A 19,030-nucleotide genomic window follows, 5' to 3' on the forward strand; every position below is an offset into this window, starting at 1 on the left:
TTGTAGCTTGGAAGACACATTTTGCCTTCGATACGCGCCAAAGCCCCGGCCCTGCTGGGTGATGGCCAGTTGGCACAGTCCCTGCTCTACCTCTGGTGCAAGCGCACACAGCGCGCTCCTCCAAGGTAAACAACGATGATCCAGTGGCATATCGTGTGTGACTTCGACGGGACCATTACCCCCACCGATGTCATCGACAACGTCCTCCAACGCTTCGCCGGCCCCGAATGGGAAACCATCGAACAGGAATGGCTGGATGGGCATATCGGTTCACGCGAATGCCTGAGCCGCCAACTGGCGCTGATCAAGGCCACACCTTCCGAATTGCTCGCGTACTTCGACAGCGTCGAGATCGACCCGGACTTCCCCGACTTCGTCGACCACGTCATGGGCCTGGGCGCGAGCATCGAAGTGGTCAGCGACGGCATCGAGCAGGGCATCGCCCGCATCCTGTCGCGCAACTACGTGACCTTGCTGCCGATCCTTGCCAACCGCTTGCGTCAGGTCGACCAGAACAGCTGGCGCATCGACTTCCCGTATTCCAGCGACGCCTGCCGCGCCGCTTCCGGCAACTGCAAGTGCAAGTCCACCCCACGCAACAAGCGGGTGCTGGTGATCGGCGACGGCAAGTCCGACATGTGCGTGGCCTCCACCGCCGACTTCGTGTTCGCCAAGGGCAGCCTCGCCAAGTACTGCGAAGCCAACAACATTCCTCACGCACGCTTCGACACCTTTGCCGAGCTGCCTGCATTGCTGGCCCGACTGCCTCAGGGCATCGCCGCCAACGCCACCACCTTTACTGCTGCTGACAACCAGGAACTCTTCCACCATGTCTGATATCCGTATCGCTACCGCCGAAGACCAGATCCTTCTGGACAAAGAAGCCAAGTATTGCTCCTACGGCGACACCGTTCACTACATCGAGCCGCCGCGTATTTTCAGCCGTTGCGAAGGCTCCTACGTATGGGACACCGAAGACCAGGCCTACCTCGACCTGCAAATGTGGTACTCGGCGGTCAACTTCGGCTACGCCAACCCGCGCCTGAACAACGCGTTGAAACAGCAGATTGATACGCTGCCGCAAATCGCCAGCCAGTACCTGCACAAGGGCAAGATCGAGCTGTCGGAAATGATCGCAGTCGACGCCAAGAAGAAGTTCGGCCTCGACGGTCGCGTGCACTTCAACGTCGGCGGTTCGCAGTCCATCGAAGACTCCCTGAAAGTGGTGCGTAACGCCACCAACGGCAAGAGCCTGATGTTCGCCTTCGAGGGCGGCTACCACGGGCGCACCCTGGGTGCTTCGTCGATCACCTCCAGCTACCGCTACCGTCGTCGCTACGGCCACTTCGGCGAGCGCGCGCAGTTCATCCCGTTCCCGTACCACTTCCGTGGCCCTAAAGGCATGACCAAGGAAGAATACGGCAGCCACTGCGTGCAGCAATTCGCCCGCCTGTTCGAGACTGAATACAACGGCGTGTGGGACCCGAAAGTCGGCTCCAGCGAATACGCTGCGTTCTACGTCGAGCCGATCCAGGGCACCGGCGGCTACGTGATCCCGCCGATGAACTTCTATCGCGAATTGAAGCACGTGCTGGATCAGCACGGCATCCTGATGGTCTCCGACGAGATCCAGATGGGCTTCTACCGCACCGGCAAACTGTGGTCGATCGAACACTTCGACGTACAGCCGGACGTGATCGTGTTCGGCAAGGCGCTGACCAACGGCCTCAACCCCCTGGGCGGCATCTGGGCCCGTGAAGAGTTGATCAACCCGAAGATCTTCCCGCCAGGTTCGACCCACTCCACCTTCGCCTCCAACCCATTGGGTACGGCGGTGGGCCTGGAAATGTTCAAGATGACCAACGAAGTCGACTACGGCGCGATGGTCATGGCCAAGGGCAAGTTCTTCCTCGAAGGCCTGCAGGACCTGCAGAAGCGTTTCCCGATCATCGGCGACGTCGACGGCCTGGGCCTGGCCCTGCGCTGCGAAATCTGCGGCCCGGATGGTTTCACCCCGGACAAGGCGACCCTGGACTACATGGTCGAAGAAGGCATGAAGGGTGACATGGTGGTGGACGGCCAGAAACTCGGCCTGATCCTCGACGTGGGCGGTTACTACAAGAACGTGATCACCCTGGCACCGTCCCTGGAGATCAGCTACCCGGAAATCGAGCTGGGCCTGAAGCTGCTGGAGCAACTGCTGGTGCGGGCGACCAACCGGTGAACAGCGTCGGGATCGACCTCGGTGAAGGTGATGCCGGTTTCGTTCTCGGTGACGGTCCGGTCGGGATCCTGTTGATCCACGGCCTGACCGGCACCCCGACGGAGTTGCGCCAGGTCGCCAAGGGCCTGGCCAAGGTGGGCAATTGCACGGTGTACGTGCCCACCCTGGCCGGGCACTGCGGTGACAACAGCGACCTGCAGGCCACGGGCTGGATGGACTGGTACGAAGGCGTGCGCAAGACCTTCGTGCAGGTCCGCCAGCGTCACGAGCAGGTGTTTGTCGGTGGCTTGTCGATGGGCGCGGTGATGTCGATGTATGTCGCCGCCGAACACCCGGGGCAAGTCGCCGGGCTGCTGATGTATTCCACCACCTTGAAGTACGACGGCTGGAGCATCAACAAGCTGGCGTTCCTCACGCCGTTGCTGATGAAAATCCCGTTCGGCGTGCACATCTGCCGCTTCGAAGAGAAGCCGCCGTACGGCATCAAGAACGAACGCCTGCGCGGCATTGTCGAGCGGCAGATGAAGGAAGGCGAAAGCAGCGAAGCGGGCTTGCTGACCATGGAGGGCATCACCGTGCGCGAGCTGCACCGGATGAACGCCGTGGTCAAGAAACGCATGCCGAAGATCAACGTACCGGCGCTGGTGTTGCACTCCATCGAGGACGACATCACCAGCCGCTGGAACGCGGACTATGTGGAACGCCACCTGGGCGGGCCGGTGACCAAGATCCTGCTGGACAACTGCTACCACATGATCACCGTCGACCTGCAATACCGCCGGGTGATCGAGTTGAGTGCGGAGTTCGTCGAGCAGCATGCCCAGGCCATCCCGGCCCCTCAAGATTATCGACAGCGGGCATAAGCCTTAAGGACACGATGTGATCACCGCCCAAGCCTTCCCGACCATCCGGGCTATCCAGCGCAGTGCCTGGAACGATTGTTTCCCGGGTGCCCTGGAGGACTGGGACTATTACGTCGCCGTGGAGAACGCCGCCATTGATGATTTTCAGTGGCGTTACCTGGCGGTTTATCAAGATGGAACGCTGGTGGCCGTAGCTGCCGCGTTCATCACGCATTATCGCCTCGACACCACGGTGTCGGGCGCCGGCAAGCGCCTGACCGAGCGTGTCGAGCGGCTGTGGCCGGGGCTTTTGCAACTGGGGCTGTATGCCCTCGGATCGCCCGTGGCCGAACGCTGCGACGTGGGTTTCGCCAGCAGCGTGCCGGATGCGCAGCGTCCGCTGTTGCTCAAGCACTTGCTGGAGGCTGCACGCCAGGATGCCGATGACTTTGGCATCGGCCTGGTGGCGGTCAAGGATGCGCCGAGCAAAGACCCGCACTGGCTCCAGAGCTGCCGCGCGGCGGGCTTCCAGAGCATGCCGAGCTTGCCCACTGGCGTGTTGCCGCTGCCGTACGGCTCGGTGGATGCCTACCTGGGGTCGCTGGGCAAATCCACGCGCAAGGACCTGCGTCGCAAGCTGCGTGCGCCGGGGCCGCGGGTGGAGTGGCGGCGCAATATCGACGATGTGTTACCGGAGGTCATGCGCCTGTACGAAGCCACGCTCACGCGCGCCGAGTTGCAGTTCGAACGGCTGCCCGCCGGTTACTTCACCGGCGTACTCGAACGCCTGGATGAGCGCGCGGTCTGTGTTCTTTACTGGGTGGACGAGCAACTGGTGGCGTTCAACCTGATCCTGGTCGACGAACACCGGCTGGTGGACAAGTTTTTCGGGCATGACGTGGCGTTCACCCGCGACTACAACCTGTACTTTCGCAGCTGGCTGACCAATGTCGACTACTGTATTCAACACAATATTGCGTTGTATGAGTGCGGGCAGGCCGGGTATGCCAGTAAGCTGCGCCTGGGCTGCGAGTTCCAGGGCAACAGTGTGTTTTTCCGCCACCGCAACCGGCTGGTCAATGGCCTGCTCAAGCTTGTAAAACTGTTTATTCGACCGGACCGTTCCGACCCTGCCATGGCTGCTGCGATAAGCGAAACCTGATGATCACCAAGACCCGCCAGAAAGCCCGCCCCTTTGCCATTTCGCGCTGGAGCGTCCAGCGCAAGCTGGTGCTGGCGTTCTGGTTGGTCAGCGTGATCCCTACCATGATCGCGGCCGAGCTGGCCGCGACCACGCTGTCGCAGATCTTCGACAGCAACGTGCGCATCTGGCTGCAGGAGTCGACCAAGATCGTCAAGGACGAGATCGGCGACATCCTTCACGACAACGCGCGCATGGCCAAGCTGTTCCTGCGCTACACCAGCCCGCCGTCAAGCCGGCGAGCCGCCAAGCACGACAGGCTGACCGCCGACATTGCCGACGCGACCGACATCGACGTGGTGGCGCTGATTCGCACCAGCGACCACAAAGTCGAATTCAGCACCGCCGCCGATGACATCGTCAAACAGATCAACCTGACCAACAATGCGGTGTTGCAGACCGTGCAGGTGGCCGGGGTGAGTACCGGCCTGGTGGTGTCGACCTTCGAGACCAGCCGTGACGGTGTCGACTACATTCTGCTGGTCGCCACCTACCTGGACAGCAGTTTCCTCACCAGCGTGGCCGATGTGCATTCCCTCGACCTGCGCCTGTACCTGGCCAACCCCGACGGTTTCTCCGAGATCTTCTCGACCCAGCGTTTTGTGGATCATCCCTCGCGCATCCCCAAGAGCGTCGAAACGGCGATGCGCAGTACCCGCCAGCCCAGCGAGCAGTTCACCAATAACTACAGCGGGCTGTACTGGCCGATCTTCAATGATGCGGGGGATTTGCAGGGCGTGATTTTCAGCGGCCTGTTGCGCCATACCAGCCTGGTCGGGTTGGTCAACCAGAGTAATTTGTTCGTGTTGATCTTCCTGCTCAGTTCTGCATTGTCACTGGCGGCGGGGGTGCTGGTGTCGCGGCGCCTGACCAAACCGTTGCGCGACCTGTCCCAAGGCGTAGACGCAGTGATCTCGGGTAACTACGAACACCGTGTGCTGGTCAGCGGCGGCGATGAGCTGGCGCAGTTGAGCAGCACCTTCAACCACATGACCGAACGCCTGGGCGAGCTGCATCACCTTGAGGCCCAGTTGCGCCGACGCGATCGCCTGCACGCCCTGGGCGAAGTCGCCATGGGCCTGGCCCATGAGATCCGCAACCCGCTGGGCATCATCAAGACGGCCACGCAACTGTTGCATCGGCGTGCCGACCTGGCGGAAACCGACAAGCGCCATTTGGAGTACGTGGTCAGTGAGGTCAGCCGCATCAACGACCTGATCACCGAGTTCCTCGACTTCGCCAAGCCCAACCCGCCGTTGCGCGTGCTGCAACCGGCGCGCGCGCTGGTGGACGAGATCCTCGGCTTTTGCGCGCCGGAACTCGCCACCCACGCGATCGATGCCCATGTCGATGACCAGGCGCCAGGAGCGACGATCTATGCCGACGCCAAGCAGCTCAAGCAGGCTTGCCTCAACCTGATTCTCAACGCCATCGACGCCATGCCCGAAGGCGGGCGCCTGACCCTGGGCATTCGCACGGTGGACAACAATACGGTGATCAGCATCGCCGACACCGGCCAGGGTATCCCGGCGGACATGATCGAACGGATCTTCACCCCGTTCGTTACCACCAAGGCCTCGGGCACCGGCCTGGGCCTGGCCAAAGTCTATTCGATCATGGAAAGTCACGACGGCAGCATCGAATGCGCCAGTGAGAAAGATGCCGGCGCCACCTTCAGCCTGTACATTCCGGCGATTGGCGAAGACGACGAGGACAGTCATGACGCATAACATTCTGGTAGTCGACGACGAACCCAAGCTCTGCGACCTGCTGGCGTCGGCCCTGGGCCAGAACGGCGTGCAGGTGTTCATCGCCGGCAACGGCCTGCACGCGCTCAAGGTGCTGGAGCAGGAAGACATCGACCTGGTGATCAGCGACTGGCGCATGCCGGGCATGGACGGGCCGGCGCTGCTGGCCGAGATCAAGGTGCGCTACCCCCACGTACCGGTGATCGTGATGACCGCCTACAGCACTGTGAAAAACGCCGTGCAGTCGATGCGCAACGGCGCCTACGACTACATCGCCAAGCCGTTCGACATCGACGAGCTGGACATCACCGTGGCCAAGGCCCTGCAGTTTCGCGACATCATGCGCGACAACGCGCGCCTGCGTGCCGAACTGGACGAGCACGCACAGTTCGACAGCCTGGTGGGCGACAGCCCGGCGTTTCGCAAAGTGCTGCAAGCGGTGGACTCGGTGCGCGACAGCAGCGCCACCATCCTGCTCACCGGCGAAAGCGGCACCGGCAAGGAAATGGTGGCCCGCGCCATCCACAAACACGGCAGCCGTGCCGACCAACCGTTCGTGGCGGTCAACTGTGCAGCGATCCCGGAAGGGCTGCTGGAAAGCGAAATGTTCGGCCATCGCAAAGGCGCGTTTACCGGTGCCGTGGCTGACCGAGTAGGGCGCTTCCAGCAGGCTGACAAGGGCACGTTGTTTCTCGACGAAGTGGGTGACATGCCGTTGGCGTTGCAGGCGAAGATCCTGCGCGCATTGCAGGAACGCGTGATCGAGCCGGTGGGCGACCCGCGCGAGCGCAAGGTGGACGTGCGGGTGATTGCCGCCACCAACAAGAATCTGCTGGATGCGGTGGCCAACAAAGAGTTTCGCGAAGACCTGTATTACCGCCTCAACGTGTTCCCGATCCCGTTGCCGGCCTTGCGTGAGCGGGTGGAAGACATCGCGCCGCTGGCCCGCCACTTTGCCCAGACCCTGAGCGCCACCGCCGGCAAACGTATCACCGGCTTCAGCCCAGAGGCCTTGCAGGCCATGGCGGCGTATCACTGGCCGGGTAATATCCGTGAACTGCAGAACTGCGTGGAACGCGCGACCATCGTAGCGGCCTCACCGGTAATCGAGGATATCGACCTGCCCGGTTACCTGTTTGCGTCCAAGCCGAGCGGGGGCGGTGTGACCGCCATCCTCAGCGACGGGCCGGGCATTCCCCAGGACCTGGATGCGGCGCTGGCGGAGGTGGAGAAGGCCTATATCCTGGCGGCGTTGCAGGAGAGCAATGGGGTGCAGGCGGCGGCAGCGGCGAAGATCGGGATTTCCGAGCGCAGCTTCTGGTATCGCCTGAAGAAGCTGGGTATTCAGGTCGACAAGATCGTCCGCTGACACACCGAGGTTCAAATGTGGGAGGGGGCTTGCCCCCGATTGCAGTGGGTCAGACAGCTTTTCTGTCTCTGATACACCGCCATCGGGGGCAAGCCCCCTCCCACAGTTTTGACCGTGTTGGGTCAGGTGTGAACGCGGACCCAGATGCTGACCAGTATCGTCGCGGCCATCAACCACGCCACCGCCGCCACGGCCAGTGACGCCTCCAACCGCATCCGATCCACCATCACATACAAGGTCGCCAGGTACACGAAGTACGGAATGATCGACCACATCCCGAACAGGATCGTGGTCTTCAAATCGTCCACCGAGCGCCCCTTGCCGACGATGTAGTGCGCGATCAACGCAAAGGTCGGAAACAGCGGCACCAGGCCTGCGATGTAATAGTTTTTGGTCTTGGCCAGCGCCGCCAGGATCAGCACCACCGCCGCGCCGAGGGCGGCCTTCAACAGTAAGTCCATCAGTGGCTCAACCCGTATTTCTTGACCTTGTCGAACAGCGTGGTCTTGGCCATTCCCAGTTCCTGGCTGGCCTGGGTCAGGTTGCCGCCGCTGCGTTGCAGTGCATCGTTGAGCAGGTTGCGTTCGAAGGCTTCCACCGCTTCGGTGAAGGCCAGGCCTTGGCCGCCGCTGCTGGCGCCGCTTTTCTTGAAGGCGGGCAGGCCGAGGGCGAAACGTTCGGCGACGTTGCGCAGTTCACGCACGTTGCCCGGCCAGTCGTGGCTCATCAGGCTGGACAGGGTCTGGTTGTCCAGCTCCGGCGCGGTGCGGTCGAAGCGCAGGGATGACTGCTGCAGGAAGTGTTCGAACAGTTGCAGGATGTCTTCGCGTCGCTCGCGCAGGGGCGGCAGTTCCAGGGTCACCACGTTGAGGCGGTAGTACAGGTCGCTGCGGAATTGGTTGGCGCGGCTCAGTTCGTCGAGGTCGGACTTGGTGGCGGCGATCACCCGGCAATCCACCGCGACGCTCTGGTTCGACCCCAGGCGTTCCAGGGTGCGTTCCTGCAATACCCGCAACAACTTGATCTGCAGGTTGATCGGCATGCTTTCCACTTCATCGAGGAACAGCGTGCCTTCGTGGGCGTGCTCGATCTTGCCGATGCGGCGCTTGCCGGCACCGGTGAAGGCGTTGGCTTCGTGGCCGAAAATCTCGCTTTCGAAGAGGTTCTCCGGCAGGCCGCCGCAGTTCAGGGCGACGAACTGGTGGGCGTGACGCCGGCTGAAATCATGCAGGCAACGCGCGACCAATTCCTTGCCGGTGCCGGTCTCGCCTTCGATCAGCACGTTGGCCGAGGTATCAGCGACGTTGGCGATCAACTCGCGCAGGTTCTGCATGGCCGGCGAACGGCCGATGATGCGACCTTCCAACGAATCGCGCTCGGCCAATTGCCGACGCAGCGACCAGACTTCCCGTGCCAGCCCGCGCTGCTCCAGGGCGCGGCGCGCCACGTCGACCAGGCGTTCGGGGGAGAAGGGTTTTTCCATGAAGTCATAGGCGCCGTTGCGCATCGCGCCGACCGCCATGGAAATATCGCCGTGCCCGGTGATCAGCACCACTGGCAGGCTTTTATCCAGGGCCTTGAGACGGGTGAGCAGCTCCAGGCCGTCGATGCCAGGCAAACGAATATCGCTGATCACGATGCCGGCGAAGTTTTCGCCGATGCGCTTCAACGCCTCTTCGGCACTGCCTACGCCGACGCTGGGAATATCTTCCAGGGCCAGGGCTTGCTGGCAGCCGAGCAGCACGTGAGGGTCGTCCTCGACGATCAACACGGTGAGGTCTTCTTTAAGGGCTGTAGCGTCTGTATTCATGTCGACTCAGCTTGTTGAGTGCCCGCCAGCGGCAGGCACAAGACAAAGGCCGTTCCACCACTGGCCGGGTGTTCCACGGCGAGGGTGCCACCGGTGGCTGCCGCCAGGCTGGCGGACAGCGTCAGGCCCAGGCCCAGGCCTTGCTCGCCGGGCTTGGTGGTGAAGAACGGTTCGAACAAATGCTTGCGCGCCTCGGGGTCGATGCCGTGGCCATTGTCGCGCACTTGCAGGCGGTATTTGCCCTCGCTGCTGCTGCCTTCCAGCCACAACTGCGGGGCCGGTTGGGCTTGCATGGCGTCAAGGGCATTGCCGATCAGGTTGACCAGGATCTGTTCCAGGCGTGTCTGGTCGATTTGCAGTTGGGCGTGGGAAAAGTCGCGGTGCAGCGTCAGCGGCAGACTGTCCAGGCGTGCGCCGAGCACCTGGAACGCGGCGTCTACCGCTTTGGCCAGGCTGGCTTCGCCCTGATCGTCTCCGCGTCGGGCGAAGGAGCGTAGGCTGGCGGTGATGCGGCCCATGCGGTCGATCAGTTCATTGATGGTCTTGAGATTGGCGCTGGCGGTGTCCAGCGCACCGCGCTCCAGGAAGCGCACGGTATTGCCGGACAAGGTGCGCAGCGCGGCCAGGGGCTGATTCAATTCGTGGGCGATGCTGGTGGACATCTGGCCGATGGCCGCCAGTTTGCCGGCCTGCACCAGTTCATCCTGGGCACGGCGCAGGGTTTCTTCGGCCTGGCGCCGTTCGCGGATCTGGCCCTTGAGCCGTTCGTTGCTGGCGCGCAGGTCGGCGGTGCGCTCGGCAATCCGTCGTTCCAACTGGCTGTTGGCTTCCTGCAAGGCTTCCCGTGCCGCGAGGCGGGTGGCGATGACTTTGCGTCGCTCGTTCCAGGCAATCAGCAAAAACGCCACCAGGCCAAACGCAACGGCCACCAGGATGCCCTGGTTGATCGCGGCGCGGCGCAGGTCGTTGAGCGGGGTGAGCAGGGTGAAATTCCACGGCGTGTCATTGAGCGGGCGGGTTTGCGCCAGGTAGCTGACTTCGTGGGCGTCGTTGACCACTTCGCTGTTGGCCGGGAAGGTCAGTTTTTCGGTGCCTTCGTTGAGGTGCTCGCGGGCCAGGGGTTCCAACTCGTTCAGTGTCGCCCAGTAATATTGCAGGCTGTGGGCCAGGCGGTCCTTGGTGTCATCGCTCAGCGGGCGCACGGCCTTGAGGCGGCGGGCCGGGTCGCTGGAGAGGATGATGATACCGTTCTCATCGCTCACGAACGCTTCGAGGCGTGCGCGCTGCCAGCGCTCTTCGAGGGCTTCGAGGCGCACCTTGACCACCGCGACGCCGATGATCTTGCCATGCTCTTCCAGGCCGTGGGCCAGGTAGTAGCCGGGTTCGCCGTTGGTGCTGCCGATGCCGTAGAAACGACCCGGCTGGCCCCGCACGGCGTTCTGGAAATAGGCGCGGAAGGACAGGTCTTCACCCTGGTAACTGTCGGCATCGCGCCAGTTACTGGTGGCCAGCACGCGGCCGGTGGTGTCCATCACGTAGATGGCCCGACTACGACTGCGTCGGTTCAGGCCTTCGAGGTAATCGTTGACGGTCTTGCGGGTTTCCTGGTTCGGGTCGGCCAGCAGCGTGGAAACGCTGGACTCCAGCTCCAGCAGGCTGGGCAGGTAGGTGTACTTGCTCAGTTCGCTTTCGACGGTGCGGGCATGCAACTCCAACTGGCGTTCGCCGGTGTCGCTGAGGGTGCGGATACCGTAGTACTCACTGACCCAGAAGCCGATGAAACCCAGGCCGATCATCAGGGCGATGATCAGGGGCGGCAGGAACAGTTGGCGGATCAGGCGTGGTTTCACGGCAAGTGATGGCGGTGCGGCGCGAAATTGGTTGGGGTCGCATTTCATCACAGATGCCTTGGGTCAACCAGAGCTGCCAGCCTGTGCGGGCCAATGTGGGAGGCGGCAAGCCCCCTGCCACATTGGCCCGGTTTCCACAGTCGGCGCTATGTAGTGCTTAGTGCTGCAGGATTTTCTCAAGGAAGTGCTGCGCGCGTTCGGAGCGGGCGCTGATGTCGCCGAAGAACTCTTCTTTCGGGCAGTCTTCGATGATCTTGCCGGCGTCCATGAAGATCACGCGGTCGGCCACTTTGCGGGCGAAGCCCATTTCGTGGGTCACGCACATCATGGTCATGCCTTCGTGGGCCAGTTGCACCATCACGTCGAGCACTTCGTTGACCATTTCCGGGTCCAGCGCCGAGGTCGGTTCGTCGAACAGCATGACGATCGGGTCCATGGCCAGGGCGCGGGCAATCGCCACACGTTGTTGCTGGCCGCCGGAGAGCTGGCCAGGGTGCTTGTGCGCATGGGCCGACAGGCCTACGCGCTCGAGCAGTTGCAGGCCTTTCTTGGTGGCTTCTTCCTTGCTGCGGCCGAGTACCTTGATCTGCGCGATGGTCAGGTTTTCGGTGATGGTCAGGTGCGGGAACAGCTCGAAGTGCTGGAACACCATGCCGACGCGCGAGCGCAGTTGCGGCAGGTTGGTCTTAGGGTCGGCGATGGAGGTGCCGTCGACCACGATGTCGCCCTTCTGGAACGGTTCCAGCGCGTTGACGCACTTGATCAGGGTGGACTTGCCCGAGCCGGACGGCCCGCACACCACGATCACTTCGCCTTTTTTAACCTCGGTGCTGCAATCGGTCAGCACCTGGAAGTCGCCATACCACTTGTTGATGTTCTTGATAGAGATCATACGGCAAACCTTTTTTGCAGACGCTTGACCAGCAGCGAGGCGGAAAAGCTGATGATGAAGTAGACGACACCGGCGAAGATCAGGAACTCATTGGAGCGGCCGATGATGTCGCCGTTGGAGCGGGCGGAGTTGAGGAAGTCCACCAGGCCCACGGTGTAGACCAGCGAGGTGTCCTGGAACAGGATGATCGACTGTTGCAGCAGCAACGGGGTCATCTTGCGGAACGCCTGGGGCAGGATGATCAGGCGCATGGTCTGGCCGTAGGTCATGCCCATGGCCTGTGCCGCCGCCATCTGGCCCTTGGGGATCGACTGCACGCCGGCCCGCACGATTTCACAGAAGTACGCGGCTTCGAACATCATGAAGGCCACGACGCAGGAGGTGAACGCACCGATCGGGGTGTCTTCGCCGGTGATCCAGCGCAATACGAACGGCACCGCCAGGTAGAACCAGGTGATCACCAGCAGCAGCGGGATCGAGCGGAAGTAGTTCACATAAGCGCCGGCAACGCGCGACAGCAGTTTGCTGGACGACAGGCGCATCAGCGCCAGGACCGTACCCAGCGCGATACCGCCGACCACGCCCATGACCATCAACTGCAGGGTCATGACCATGCCGTTCCACAGGCCCGGGATGGCGGGGATGATGCCGCTGAAATCGAAGTCCATTATTTACCCCCCACGGAGATCAGGCCGGGCACTGCGACTTTCTTCTCGACCACGCGCATCAGCAACATCAGGCTCATGTTCAGGGTGAAGTAGATCAGCGTAGCCAGGGTGAAGGCTTCAAACAGGTTGGCCGAGAACTCGGCGGTCTGTTTGGTTTGCGCCAGCAGTTCCATCAGGCCGATCAAGGACGCCACGGAGGAGTTCTTGAAGACGTTGAGGAATTCCGAGGTAAGCGGCGGAATGATGATCCGGTAGGCCTGGGGCAGCAGCACGTTCCAGTAGATCTGCGGCAGCTTGAAGCCCATGGCGCGTGCAGCGGATTCCTGGCCACGTGGCAGCGCCTGGATGCCGGTACGCACTTGTTCGCACACACGAGCAGCGGTGAACAGGCCCAGGCACACGACAACGCTCAGGTAGGCCGAGGTGGTCGGGTTGAGGTCCTGTTTGTACCAGTCCTGCAGGTTCTGCGGCAGCATGTCGGGTACCAGGAAGTACCAGATGAACAGCTGAACCAGCAGCGGCACGTTACGAAACAGTTCCACGTAGCAGGTCGCGATGCCCGATACGATGCGGTTTGGCACGGTGCGCATGACGCCCAGAATGGACCCCAGCAGCAAGGCGATAATCCATGCCACGACAGCGATGGCGATGGTCCAGCCCAAGCCGGCGATGTACCAGTCGAGATAAGTCTCGCTGCCCACGCCAGTGGACTTGAAGAACACGCCCCAGTCCCAGTTGTAATTCATTAGGGTCTCCCCTCGAAATCGATCGATGTACAAGCACCCGCTTGGGGAAGATCCTTTCCCGCCCGGCGGTGAACGCCAGGCACACGCGATCGGCTCGAAAACCGCCAGGTCGAGTGTTCCACAATAAAGCCAGCAGGTAGTAACAGACGCCTGAGGGAGGTTGGCTCCCTCAGGAGATAAGCTTAGTCAGGTATCAGATTTTTACGTCAGGGGCTGGTTTGTCGCTTGGGTTAGCGATCAGCTCCTTCACCTTGTCGCTCATCGGGAAGTTCAGGTTCAGGCCTTTTGGTGGGATCGGGCTCTCGAACCATTTGCTGTAGATCTTGTTGATTTCGCCGGATTTGTACAGGGCAACGATGGCGTCATCGACAGCTTTCTTGAAGTCAGGATCGCCTTTGCGAACCATGCACGCGTAGGCCTCGAAGGACTGTGGAGTACCGGTGATGACCCAGTCGTCCGGCTTCTTGGCCTTGGCTTCTTCACCGGCCAGCAGGGCGTCGTCCATCATGAATGCGACGGCACGGCCGCTTTCCAGCATCTGGAAGGATTCGCCGTGGTCTTTGGCGGAGATGACGTTCATGCCCATCTGCTTGTCGGCGTTCATCGCCTTGATGATGCGCTCGGACGTGGTGCCAGCGGTGGTCACGACGTTCTTGCCTTTCAGGTCGGCGAAGTCAGCGTAGGACGGCTTGCCATCCTTGTCTTTCTTGACCAGCAGGCGGGTGCCGATTTCGAAGATGTTGACGGTGAAATCAACTTGCTGGGCGCGTTCGGCGTTGTTGGTGGTGGAGCCGCACTCGAGGTCCGCGGTGCCGTTCTGGATCAGCGGAATACGAGTTTGCGAAGTCACCAGGTTGTACTTGGCCTTCAGGTCGGGCTTGTTCAGGTCTTTTTTCAGGGCTTCAACGATAGCCAGCTGAATGTCGTGGGAGTAGCCCACAGGTTTGCCCGAACCATCCGCGATGTAGGAAAACGGAATGGAGCTGTCGCGGTGAGCGAGGGTGATGGTGCCGGAGTCGTTGATTTTCTTCAGTGTGCCGGTGAGTTCGGCGGCGAAAACTGGAGTGCTGATCAGAGCAGCAGCGATAGCTGCGCCCAGGATATGGGGAACGATGCGCATCAATACTTCCTCGACATTTGTTTTTTTTATGAAGCCGGCTAAACGGCTCTCTTGTACAGCGAATGCCCGTGACGGCTCCTGAGGCGTCTCAGGCAATCGTCAGGGAGTGTAGAGCATGAGTCGTGCCATACCTCGAATAAAAGGTTATCTATTTGATTTATAAAGGTATTAAATTTTTATTTCGAAGAATTTGTCACGCCGTGATCCGGCAATCCGAATAGGCTGCGGTATGGCGTTCGGAAAACCGAATAGGGGGTGTGGGATTTATCTGGCATAAAAAAGCCCCTGGACCTTTCGGTGCAGGGGCTTTTCAAGGCGACCTGATCAGGCCGCTTCAATCTTTGCGCGGGTTTGCTCGACCTTGGACAGGTAACGTTGCACGTTGTCCTGTTCTTCCGGGGTGGTGAACAAGCCGAGCTTGGTACGGCGCCACAGCACGTCGTGGGGTTGGGTCGCCCACTCTTCGGCGCACAGGTAATCGACTTCGCGGGTGTACAGGCCTCCACCCAGGTGGTCACCCAGATCGGCCAGCGACTGCACACCTTCGAGCAGTCGCCAGGTGCGGCTGCCGTAAGTGGTGGACCAACGGCGGGCGATCTCGCTCGGTATCCAGTCGAACTTGCTGCGAATCGCTTCGGCCAGGGCTTCTGGCGTCGTCATGTTTTCACCGCCCGGCAGGCTGGCTGTGGCGGTCCAGCTTGGGCGCATCTGGGTGAAGTACGGTGCCAGTTGCGCCATCGCCGACTCAGCGAGTTTGCGATAGGTGGTCAGCTTGCCGCCGAACACCGACAGGATCGGCGCTTCGCCCGTGCCACCGGACAGTGCCAGGGTGTAGTCGCGGGTGATAGCCGACGGGTTGTCCGACTCGTCGTTGCACAGCGGGCGCACGCCGGAATAGGTATGCACGATGTCATCGCGACTCAGTTGTTTCTTGAAGTGCGCGTTGACCACTTTCAGCATGTAGTCGGTTTCACCTTCGGTGATCGCGACTTTTGCCGGGTCGCCGGTGTATTCGCGGTCGGTGGTGCCGATGATGGTCAGGTGGTTCAGGTACGGAATCGTGAAGACGATGCGCTGGTCTTCGTTCTGCAGGATGTGCGCGTGGGCACCTTCGTACAGTTTCGGCACGATCAGGTGGCTGCCCTGGATCAAGCGGATGCCGTAGGGTGAATCCAGCTTCAGGTCGTCCTTGATGAACTTGGCGACCCACGGGCCGGCAGCGTTCACCAAGGCGCGGGCGCGGATCGAGAACAGGCTGCCGTCGGCGCGTTCCATGTTCATGTCCCACATGCCGTTGCTGCGGTGTGCGCTGATGCAACGGGTCTGGGTATGGATGTGCGCACCTTTTTCGCGGGCGGCCATGGCGTTGAGCACCACGAGGCGGGCGTCATCGACCCAGCAGTCGGAGTATTCGAAGCCTTGGGTGATTTCACTTTTTAGTGGGCTGTCGGCGCCGAACTTGAGGCTTTTCGAACCGGCGAGCTTTTCGCGCTTACCCAGGTGGTCGTACAGGAACAGACCGGCACGGATCATCCACGCCGGACGCAGGTGTGGGCGGTGCGGCAGCACGAAGCGCATCTGCTTGACGATGTGCGGGGCCTTGGCCAGCAGCACCTCACGTTCGGCCAGGGCTTCGCGCACCAGGCGGAATTCGTAATGTTCGAGGTAGCGCAGGCCGCCGTGGATCAGCTTGCTGCTGGCGGAGGAGGTGTGGCTGGCCAGGTCGTCCTTTTCGCAAAGGAATACCGACAAACCGCGCCCGGCTGCGTCTGCTGCAATGCCGACGCCATTAATCCCGCCACCGATAACGGCAACGTCATAGACTTCGGCAAGCGGTGGAGCAGGCAAGGTAGAAGGGTTCATCGGCTGGCCTCGCGATCTTTTTCGTATTGGAATTCGAACATTAATGTTCATTTGCGAAAATGGTAGCTGATAAACGCGCGCGCAGCCACCTGACTTCGATTGAAAAAACTCATCGAAGCGGCGGGAAAGGAAAATTTGTGAACATGAGCCAGTGCTGGCTGGAGAAATGGGTGGTCAGGTAAATAGCGATCGGGGGCGAGCCCCCTCCCACAGGTTGATCGCATTCCAATGTGGGAGGGGGCTTGCCCCCGATGGCGTCAGTGCAGGCGCTACACCACTTCCAGACGAACCTTGTGGTCATTGAGCAACTGCACCAACGCCGGCACCGGCTGTTGATCCGTCACCAGGCAATCCACCAGGCTGATCGGCCCCAGACGAATCATGGCATTGCGCCCAAACTTGCTGGAGTCCGCCGCCAGGATCACCTGGCGGGCGTTGGCAATGATCGCCTGGGAAACCCGTACTTCCTGGTAATCAAAGTCCAGCAGGCTGCCGTCTTCATCGATACCGCTGATGCCCACCAGAGCAAAGTCGACCTTGAACTGGTTGATGAAGTCGACACTAGCCTGGCCCACCACACCTCCGTCACGCCGCACATTGCCACCCGTGAGCAACACATCAAAGTCGTCCTTGGCACTGAGCATGGTGGCGACGTTGAGGTTGTTGGTGATAATTTTCAGATGGTTGTGGTTGAGCAACGCGCGGGCGATGGATTCGGTGGTGGTGCCGATATTGATAAACAACGAGGCGTGATCGGGGATCTGCGCGGCGATGGCTTCGCCGATGCGCTGTTTCTCGTCGCGCATCTGGTCGGCGCGCATGGCGTATGCGGTGTTTTCGACACTGGAGTCATAGGCCGCGCCGCCGTGGTAGCGGCGCAGCAGATTGGCGTCCGCCAGCTGGTTGATATCGCGGCGGATAGTTTGCGGGGTAACAACGAAGAGCTGCGCCATTTCCTCGATACTGACGTAGCCGCGTTCGCGGACCAGTTCGAGGATTTGTTGTTGGCGGGGAGGCAGATTCATGGGGCGTCCTTTGGGCTGCCATACAAAAGTGGCCCATGATGACGCAGGAATCCGCTCCCTGCCAGTTACAACCCTATATGGGTCCGGCGCTTGGCTTATTCAGCGCCTTCGTGCGGCTCCCAGTCACGGGTGCGGCTGACCGCTTTTTGCCAGCCAGCGTAGAGTTTTTCCTTGGCGGCTTCGTCCAGTTGCGGTTCGAATTCGCGCTCGATCACCGCCTTGCCGCGCAGCTCGTCCAGGCTGCCCCAGAAGCCGCACGCCAAGCCGGCCAGGTAGGCCGCGCCCAACGCAGTGGTTTCGCGCATTTGTGGGCGCTCGACCTGGGTACCGAGGATATCGGCCTGGAATTGCATCAGGAAGTTGTTGGCCACCGCGCCGCCGTCTACGCGCAACGCCTTGAGGCGCTCGCCCGAATCCTGCTGCATGGCGTCGAGCACGTCGCGGGTCTGGTAGGCAATCGACTCCAGGGCGGCACGAATGATGTGATCCACGCGTACGCCACGGGTCAGGCCGAACAGTGCGCCACGGGCATACGGGTCCCAGTACGGCGCGCCCAGGCCGGTAAACGCGGGCACCAGGTACACGCCGTTGCTGTCCTTGACCTTGCCGGCGAAGTATTCGGTGTCGTGGGCGTCGTTGATGATTTTCAGCTCATCTCGCAGCCACTGTACGGTGGAGCCGCCATTGAACACGGCGCCTTCCAGGGCGTAAGCCACTTCGCCACGCGGGCCGCAGGCGATGGTGGTGAGCATGCCGTGCTTGGATTTCACCGCTTTGTCGCCGGTGTTCATCAGCAGGAAGCAGCCAGTGCCGTAGGTGTTCTTGGCCTGGCCGGCTTCGACGCACATCTGGCCGAACAGGGCGGCCTGCTGGTCGCCGGCGATACCGCCGATGGCGATGCCGCTTTTGGTACGGCCGTAGATTTCCGAGGAGGACTTCACTTGCGGCAGCATTTCGCGCGGGACGTCGAGGATCTCCAGCATCTTCGCATCCCACTCCAGGGTGTGGATGTTGAAGAGCATGGTGCGCGAGGCGTTGGTGTAGTCGGTGACGTGGGTCTTGCCGCCGGTAAATTTCCAGATCAGCCAGCTGTCGATGGTGCCGAACAGCAGTTCGCCGTTGCGCGCACGCTCGCGGCTGCCTTCGACGTTGTCGAGGATCCACTTGAGCTTGGTGCCGGAGAAGTACGGGTCGGTGACCAGGCCAGTGGTGTCATTGATGTATTGCTCGTGGCCATCGCGCTTGAGCTGCTGGCAGATCTCGGTGCTGCGGCGGCACTGCCAGACGATCGCGTTGTAGATCGGGCGACCGGTGACTTTGTCCCACACCACGGTGGTTTCACGCTGGTTGGTGATGCCGATGGCAGCGACCTGGTCATGGTGCAGGCCGGCCTGTGCCAGCGCTTCGACCATCACCGCACTCTGGGTGGCGAAGATTTCCATCGGGTCATGCTCGACCCAACCGGCTTGTGGGTAATGCTGAGTGAATTCGCGCTGGGCGGTGCAGACCACGTTGGCGTCACGATCGAAGATGATCGCGCGGGAACTGGTGGTGCCTTGGTCTAGGGCAATGATGTAGTTCTTATTCTGAATATCGGTCATGTCGAATGCCTTGGAAAATAAGAAAGTCGGTAATCAGCCTGGGGCGCAAGAAGGGCAGGTGCGTCCAGGCC

16 protein-coding genes are annotated in these 19,030 nt (G+C 61.3%); 6 read left to right on the forward strand and 10 right to left on the reverse strand.

Annotation, left to right across the window (positions count from 1 at the left end; genetic code table 11):
* Positions 1 to 135: 135 nt before the first annotated feature.
* Genes M2497_RS06745 through M2497_RS06770 form a run of 6 tightly spaced genes read left to right on the forward strand, consistent with a single transcriptional unit; the run spans position 136 to position 7,384 of the window.
* Positions 136 to 837, forward strand: coding sequence for an MtnX-like HAD-IB family phosphatase (locus M2497_RS06745; RefSeq protein WP_248486498.1), 702 nt, complete (start codon positions 136 to 138; stop codon positions 835 to 837).
* Positions 830 to 2,224, forward strand: a complete 1,395-nt coding sequence (locus tag M2497_RS06750) for an aminotransferase class III-fold pyridoxal phosphate-dependent enzyme (protein WP_016977483.1) — start codon at positions 830 to 832, stop codon at positions 2,222 to 2,224. Before M2497_RS06745 ends, M2497_RS06750 begins: the two co-directional genes overlap by 8 nt.
* The gene (locus M2497_RS06755) at positions 2,221 to 3,087 is read left to right on the forward strand and encodes an alpha/beta fold hydrolase (protein ID WP_058423794.1); all 867 of its coding nucleotides are present in this window, start codon (positions 2,221 to 2,223) and stop codon (positions 3,085 to 3,087) included. The genes M2497_RS06750 and M2497_RS06755 overlap by 4 nt, the downstream gene beginning before the upstream one ends.
* A 16-nt stretch (positions 3,088 to 3,103) precedes the next feature.
* Complete coding sequence (locus M2497_RS06760; RefSeq protein ID WP_248486500.1) at positions 3,104 to 4,228, forward strand: GNAT family N-acetyltransferase; 1,125 nt, start codon at positions 3,104 to 3,106, stop codon at positions 4,226 to 4,228.
* Positions 4,228 to 5,997 carry a HAMP domain-containing sensor histidine kinase gene (locus tag M2497_RS06765; protein ID WP_248486502.1) on the forward strand — a complete coding sequence of 590 codons (1,770 nt, stop codon included), beginning with the start codon at positions 4,228 to 4,230 and terminating at the stop codon, positions 5,995 to 5,997. Before M2497_RS06760 ends, M2497_RS06765 begins: the two co-directional genes overlap by 1 nt.
* On the forward strand, positions 5,987 to 7,384 hold the full coding sequence (locus M2497_RS06770; protein WP_248486504.1) for a sigma-54 dependent transcriptional regulator: 1,398 nt from the start codon (positions 5,987 to 5,989) through the stop codon (positions 7,382 to 7,384). The genes M2497_RS06765 and M2497_RS06770 overlap by 11 nt, the downstream gene beginning before the upstream one ends.
* Before the next feature lie 122 nt (positions 7,385 to 7,506).
* Here M2497_RS06770 and M2497_RS06775 read toward each other — a convergent pair whose 3' ends face one another.
* The 10 genes from M2497_RS06775 to glpK form a co-directional block, all read right to left on the reverse strand.
* Positions 7,507 to 7,836: a GlpM family protein gene (locus M2497_RS06775; protein ID WP_248488176.1), complete on the reverse strand. Its 330-nt coding sequence runs from the start codon at positions 7,834 to 7,836 to the stop codon at positions 7,507 to 7,509.
* Positions 7,837 to 7,844: 8 nt separating this feature from the next.
* A complete protein-coding gene (locus M2497_RS06780) occupies positions 7,845 to 9,194 on the reverse strand; it encodes a sigma-54 dependent transcriptional regulator (protein ID WP_071492687.1) in 1,350 nt (449 codons plus the stop codon).
* On the reverse strand, positions 9,191 to 11,092 hold the full coding sequence (locus M2497_RS06785) for a sensor histidine kinase (RefSeq protein ID WP_248486506.1): 1,902 nt from the start codon (positions 11,090 to 11,092) through the stop codon (positions 9,191 to 9,193). The genes M2497_RS06780 and M2497_RS06785 overlap by 4 nt, the downstream gene beginning before the upstream one ends.
* A 109-nt stretch (positions 11,093 to 11,201) precedes the next feature.
* The gene (locus M2497_RS06790) at positions 11,202 to 11,936 is read right to left on the reverse strand and encodes an amino acid ABC transporter ATP-binding protein (protein WP_025856887.1); all 735 of its coding nucleotides are present in this window, start codon (positions 11,934 to 11,936) and stop codon (positions 11,202 to 11,204) included.
* Positions 11,933 to 12,604: an ABC transporter permease subunit gene (locus M2497_RS06795; protein WP_010212763.1), complete on the reverse strand. Its 672-nt coding sequence runs from the start codon at positions 12,602 to 12,604 to the stop codon at positions 11,933 to 11,935. Before M2497_RS06795 ends, M2497_RS06790 begins: the two co-directional genes overlap by 4 nt.
* On the reverse strand, positions 12,604 to 13,350 hold the full coding sequence (locus M2497_RS06800; RefSeq protein WP_025856885.1) for an amino acid ABC transporter permease: 747 nt from the start codon (positions 13,348 to 13,350) through the stop codon (positions 12,604 to 12,606). The genes M2497_RS06795 and M2497_RS06800 overlap by 1 nt, the downstream gene beginning before the upstream one ends.
* A 193-nt stretch (positions 13,351 to 13,543) precedes the next feature.
* Complete coding sequence (locus M2497_RS06805; protein ID WP_058423787.1) at positions 13,544 to 14,470, reverse strand: glutamate/aspartate ABC transporter substrate-binding protein; 927 nt, start codon at positions 14,468 to 14,470, stop codon at positions 13,544 to 13,546.
* 324 nt (positions 14,471 to 14,794) lie between these two features.
* Positions 14,795 to 16,333 (reverse strand): glycerol-3-phosphate dehydrogenase, encoded by a 1,539-nt coding sequence (gene glpD, locus M2497_RS06810; protein ID WP_248486508.1) that lies wholly within the window; start codon positions 16,331 to 16,333, stop codon positions 14,795 to 14,797.
* A gap of 269 nt (positions 16,334 to 16,602) precedes the next feature.
* The gene (locus tag M2497_RS06815; RefSeq protein WP_034118315.1) at positions 16,603 to 17,358 is read right to left on the reverse strand and encodes a DeoR/GlpR family transcriptional regulator; all 756 of its coding nucleotides are present in this window, start codon (positions 17,356 to 17,358) and stop codon (positions 16,603 to 16,605) included.
* Between the two features lie 95 nt (positions 17,359 to 17,453).
* A complete protein-coding gene (gene glpK / locus M2497_RS06820) occupies positions 17,454 to 18,959 on the reverse strand; it encodes a glycerol kinase GlpK (RefSeq protein WP_248486510.1) in 1,506 nt (501 codons plus the stop codon).
* Positions 18,960 to 19,030: the final 71 nt, after the last annotated feature.

Origin of the sequence: Pseudomonas sp. CYM-20-01 (assembly GCF_023169845.1) — a bacterium.
Lineage (GTDB): Bacteria > Pseudomonadota > Gammaproteobacteria > Pseudomonadales > Pseudomonadaceae > Aquipseudomonas > Aquipseudomonas azotoformans.

What these genes read in the sequence shown, in the direction of transcription:
- M2497_RS06770 (WP_248486504.1), top strand. Translation starts at nt 5,987, where the DNA reads ATGACGCATAACATTCTGGTAGTCGACGACGAACCCAAGCTCTGCGAC.
- M2497_RS06745 (WP_248486498.1), top strand. Translation starts at nt 136, where the DNA reads ATGATCCAGTGGCATATCGTGTGTGACTTCGACGGGACCATTACCCCC.
- glpD (WP_248486508.1), bottom strand. Translation starts at nt 16,333, where the DNA reads ATGAACCCTTCTACCTTGCCTGCTCCACCGCTTGCCGAAGTCTATGAC.
- M2497_RS06765 (WP_248486502.1), top strand. Translation starts at nt 4,228, where the DNA reads ATGATCACCAAGACCCGCCAGAAAGCCCGCCCCTTTGCCATTTCGCGC.
- glpK (WP_248486510.1), bottom strand. Translation starts at nt 18,959, where the DNA reads ATGACCGATATTCAGAATAAGAACTACATCATTGCCCTAGACCAAGGC.
- M2497_RS06785 (WP_248486506.1), bottom strand. Translation starts at nt 11,092, where the DNA reads ATGAAATGCGACCCCAACCAATTTCGCGCCGCACCGCCATCACTTGCC.
- M2497_RS06790 (WP_025856887.1), bottom strand. Translation starts at nt 11,936, where the DNA reads ATGATCTCTATCAAGAACATCAACAAGTGGTATGGCGACTTCCAGGTG.
- M2497_RS06780 (WP_071492687.1), bottom strand. Translation starts at nt 9,194, where the DNA reads ATGAATACAGACGCTACAGCCCTTAAAGAAGACCTCACCGTGTTGATC.
- M2497_RS06805 (WP_058423787.1), bottom strand. Translation starts at nt 14,470, where the DNA reads ATGCGCATCGTTCCCCATATCCTGGGCGCAGCTATCGCTGCTGCTCTG.
- M2497_RS06815 (WP_034118315.1), bottom strand. Translation starts at nt 17,358, where the DNA reads ATGAATCTGCCTCCCCGCCAACAACAAATCCTCGAACTGGTCCGCGAA.
- M2497_RS06750 (WP_016977483.1), top strand. Translation starts at nt 830, where the DNA reads ATGTCTGATATCCGTATCGCTACCGCCGAAGACCAGATCCTTCTGGAC.
- M2497_RS06795 (WP_010212763.1), bottom strand. Translation starts at nt 12,604, where the DNA reads ATGGACTTCGATTTCAGCGGCATCATCCCCGCCATCCCGGGCCTGTGG.
- M2497_RS06800 (WP_025856885.1), bottom strand. Translation starts at nt 13,350, where the DNA reads ATGAATTACAACTGGGACTGGGGCGTGTTCTTCAAGTCCACTGGCGTG.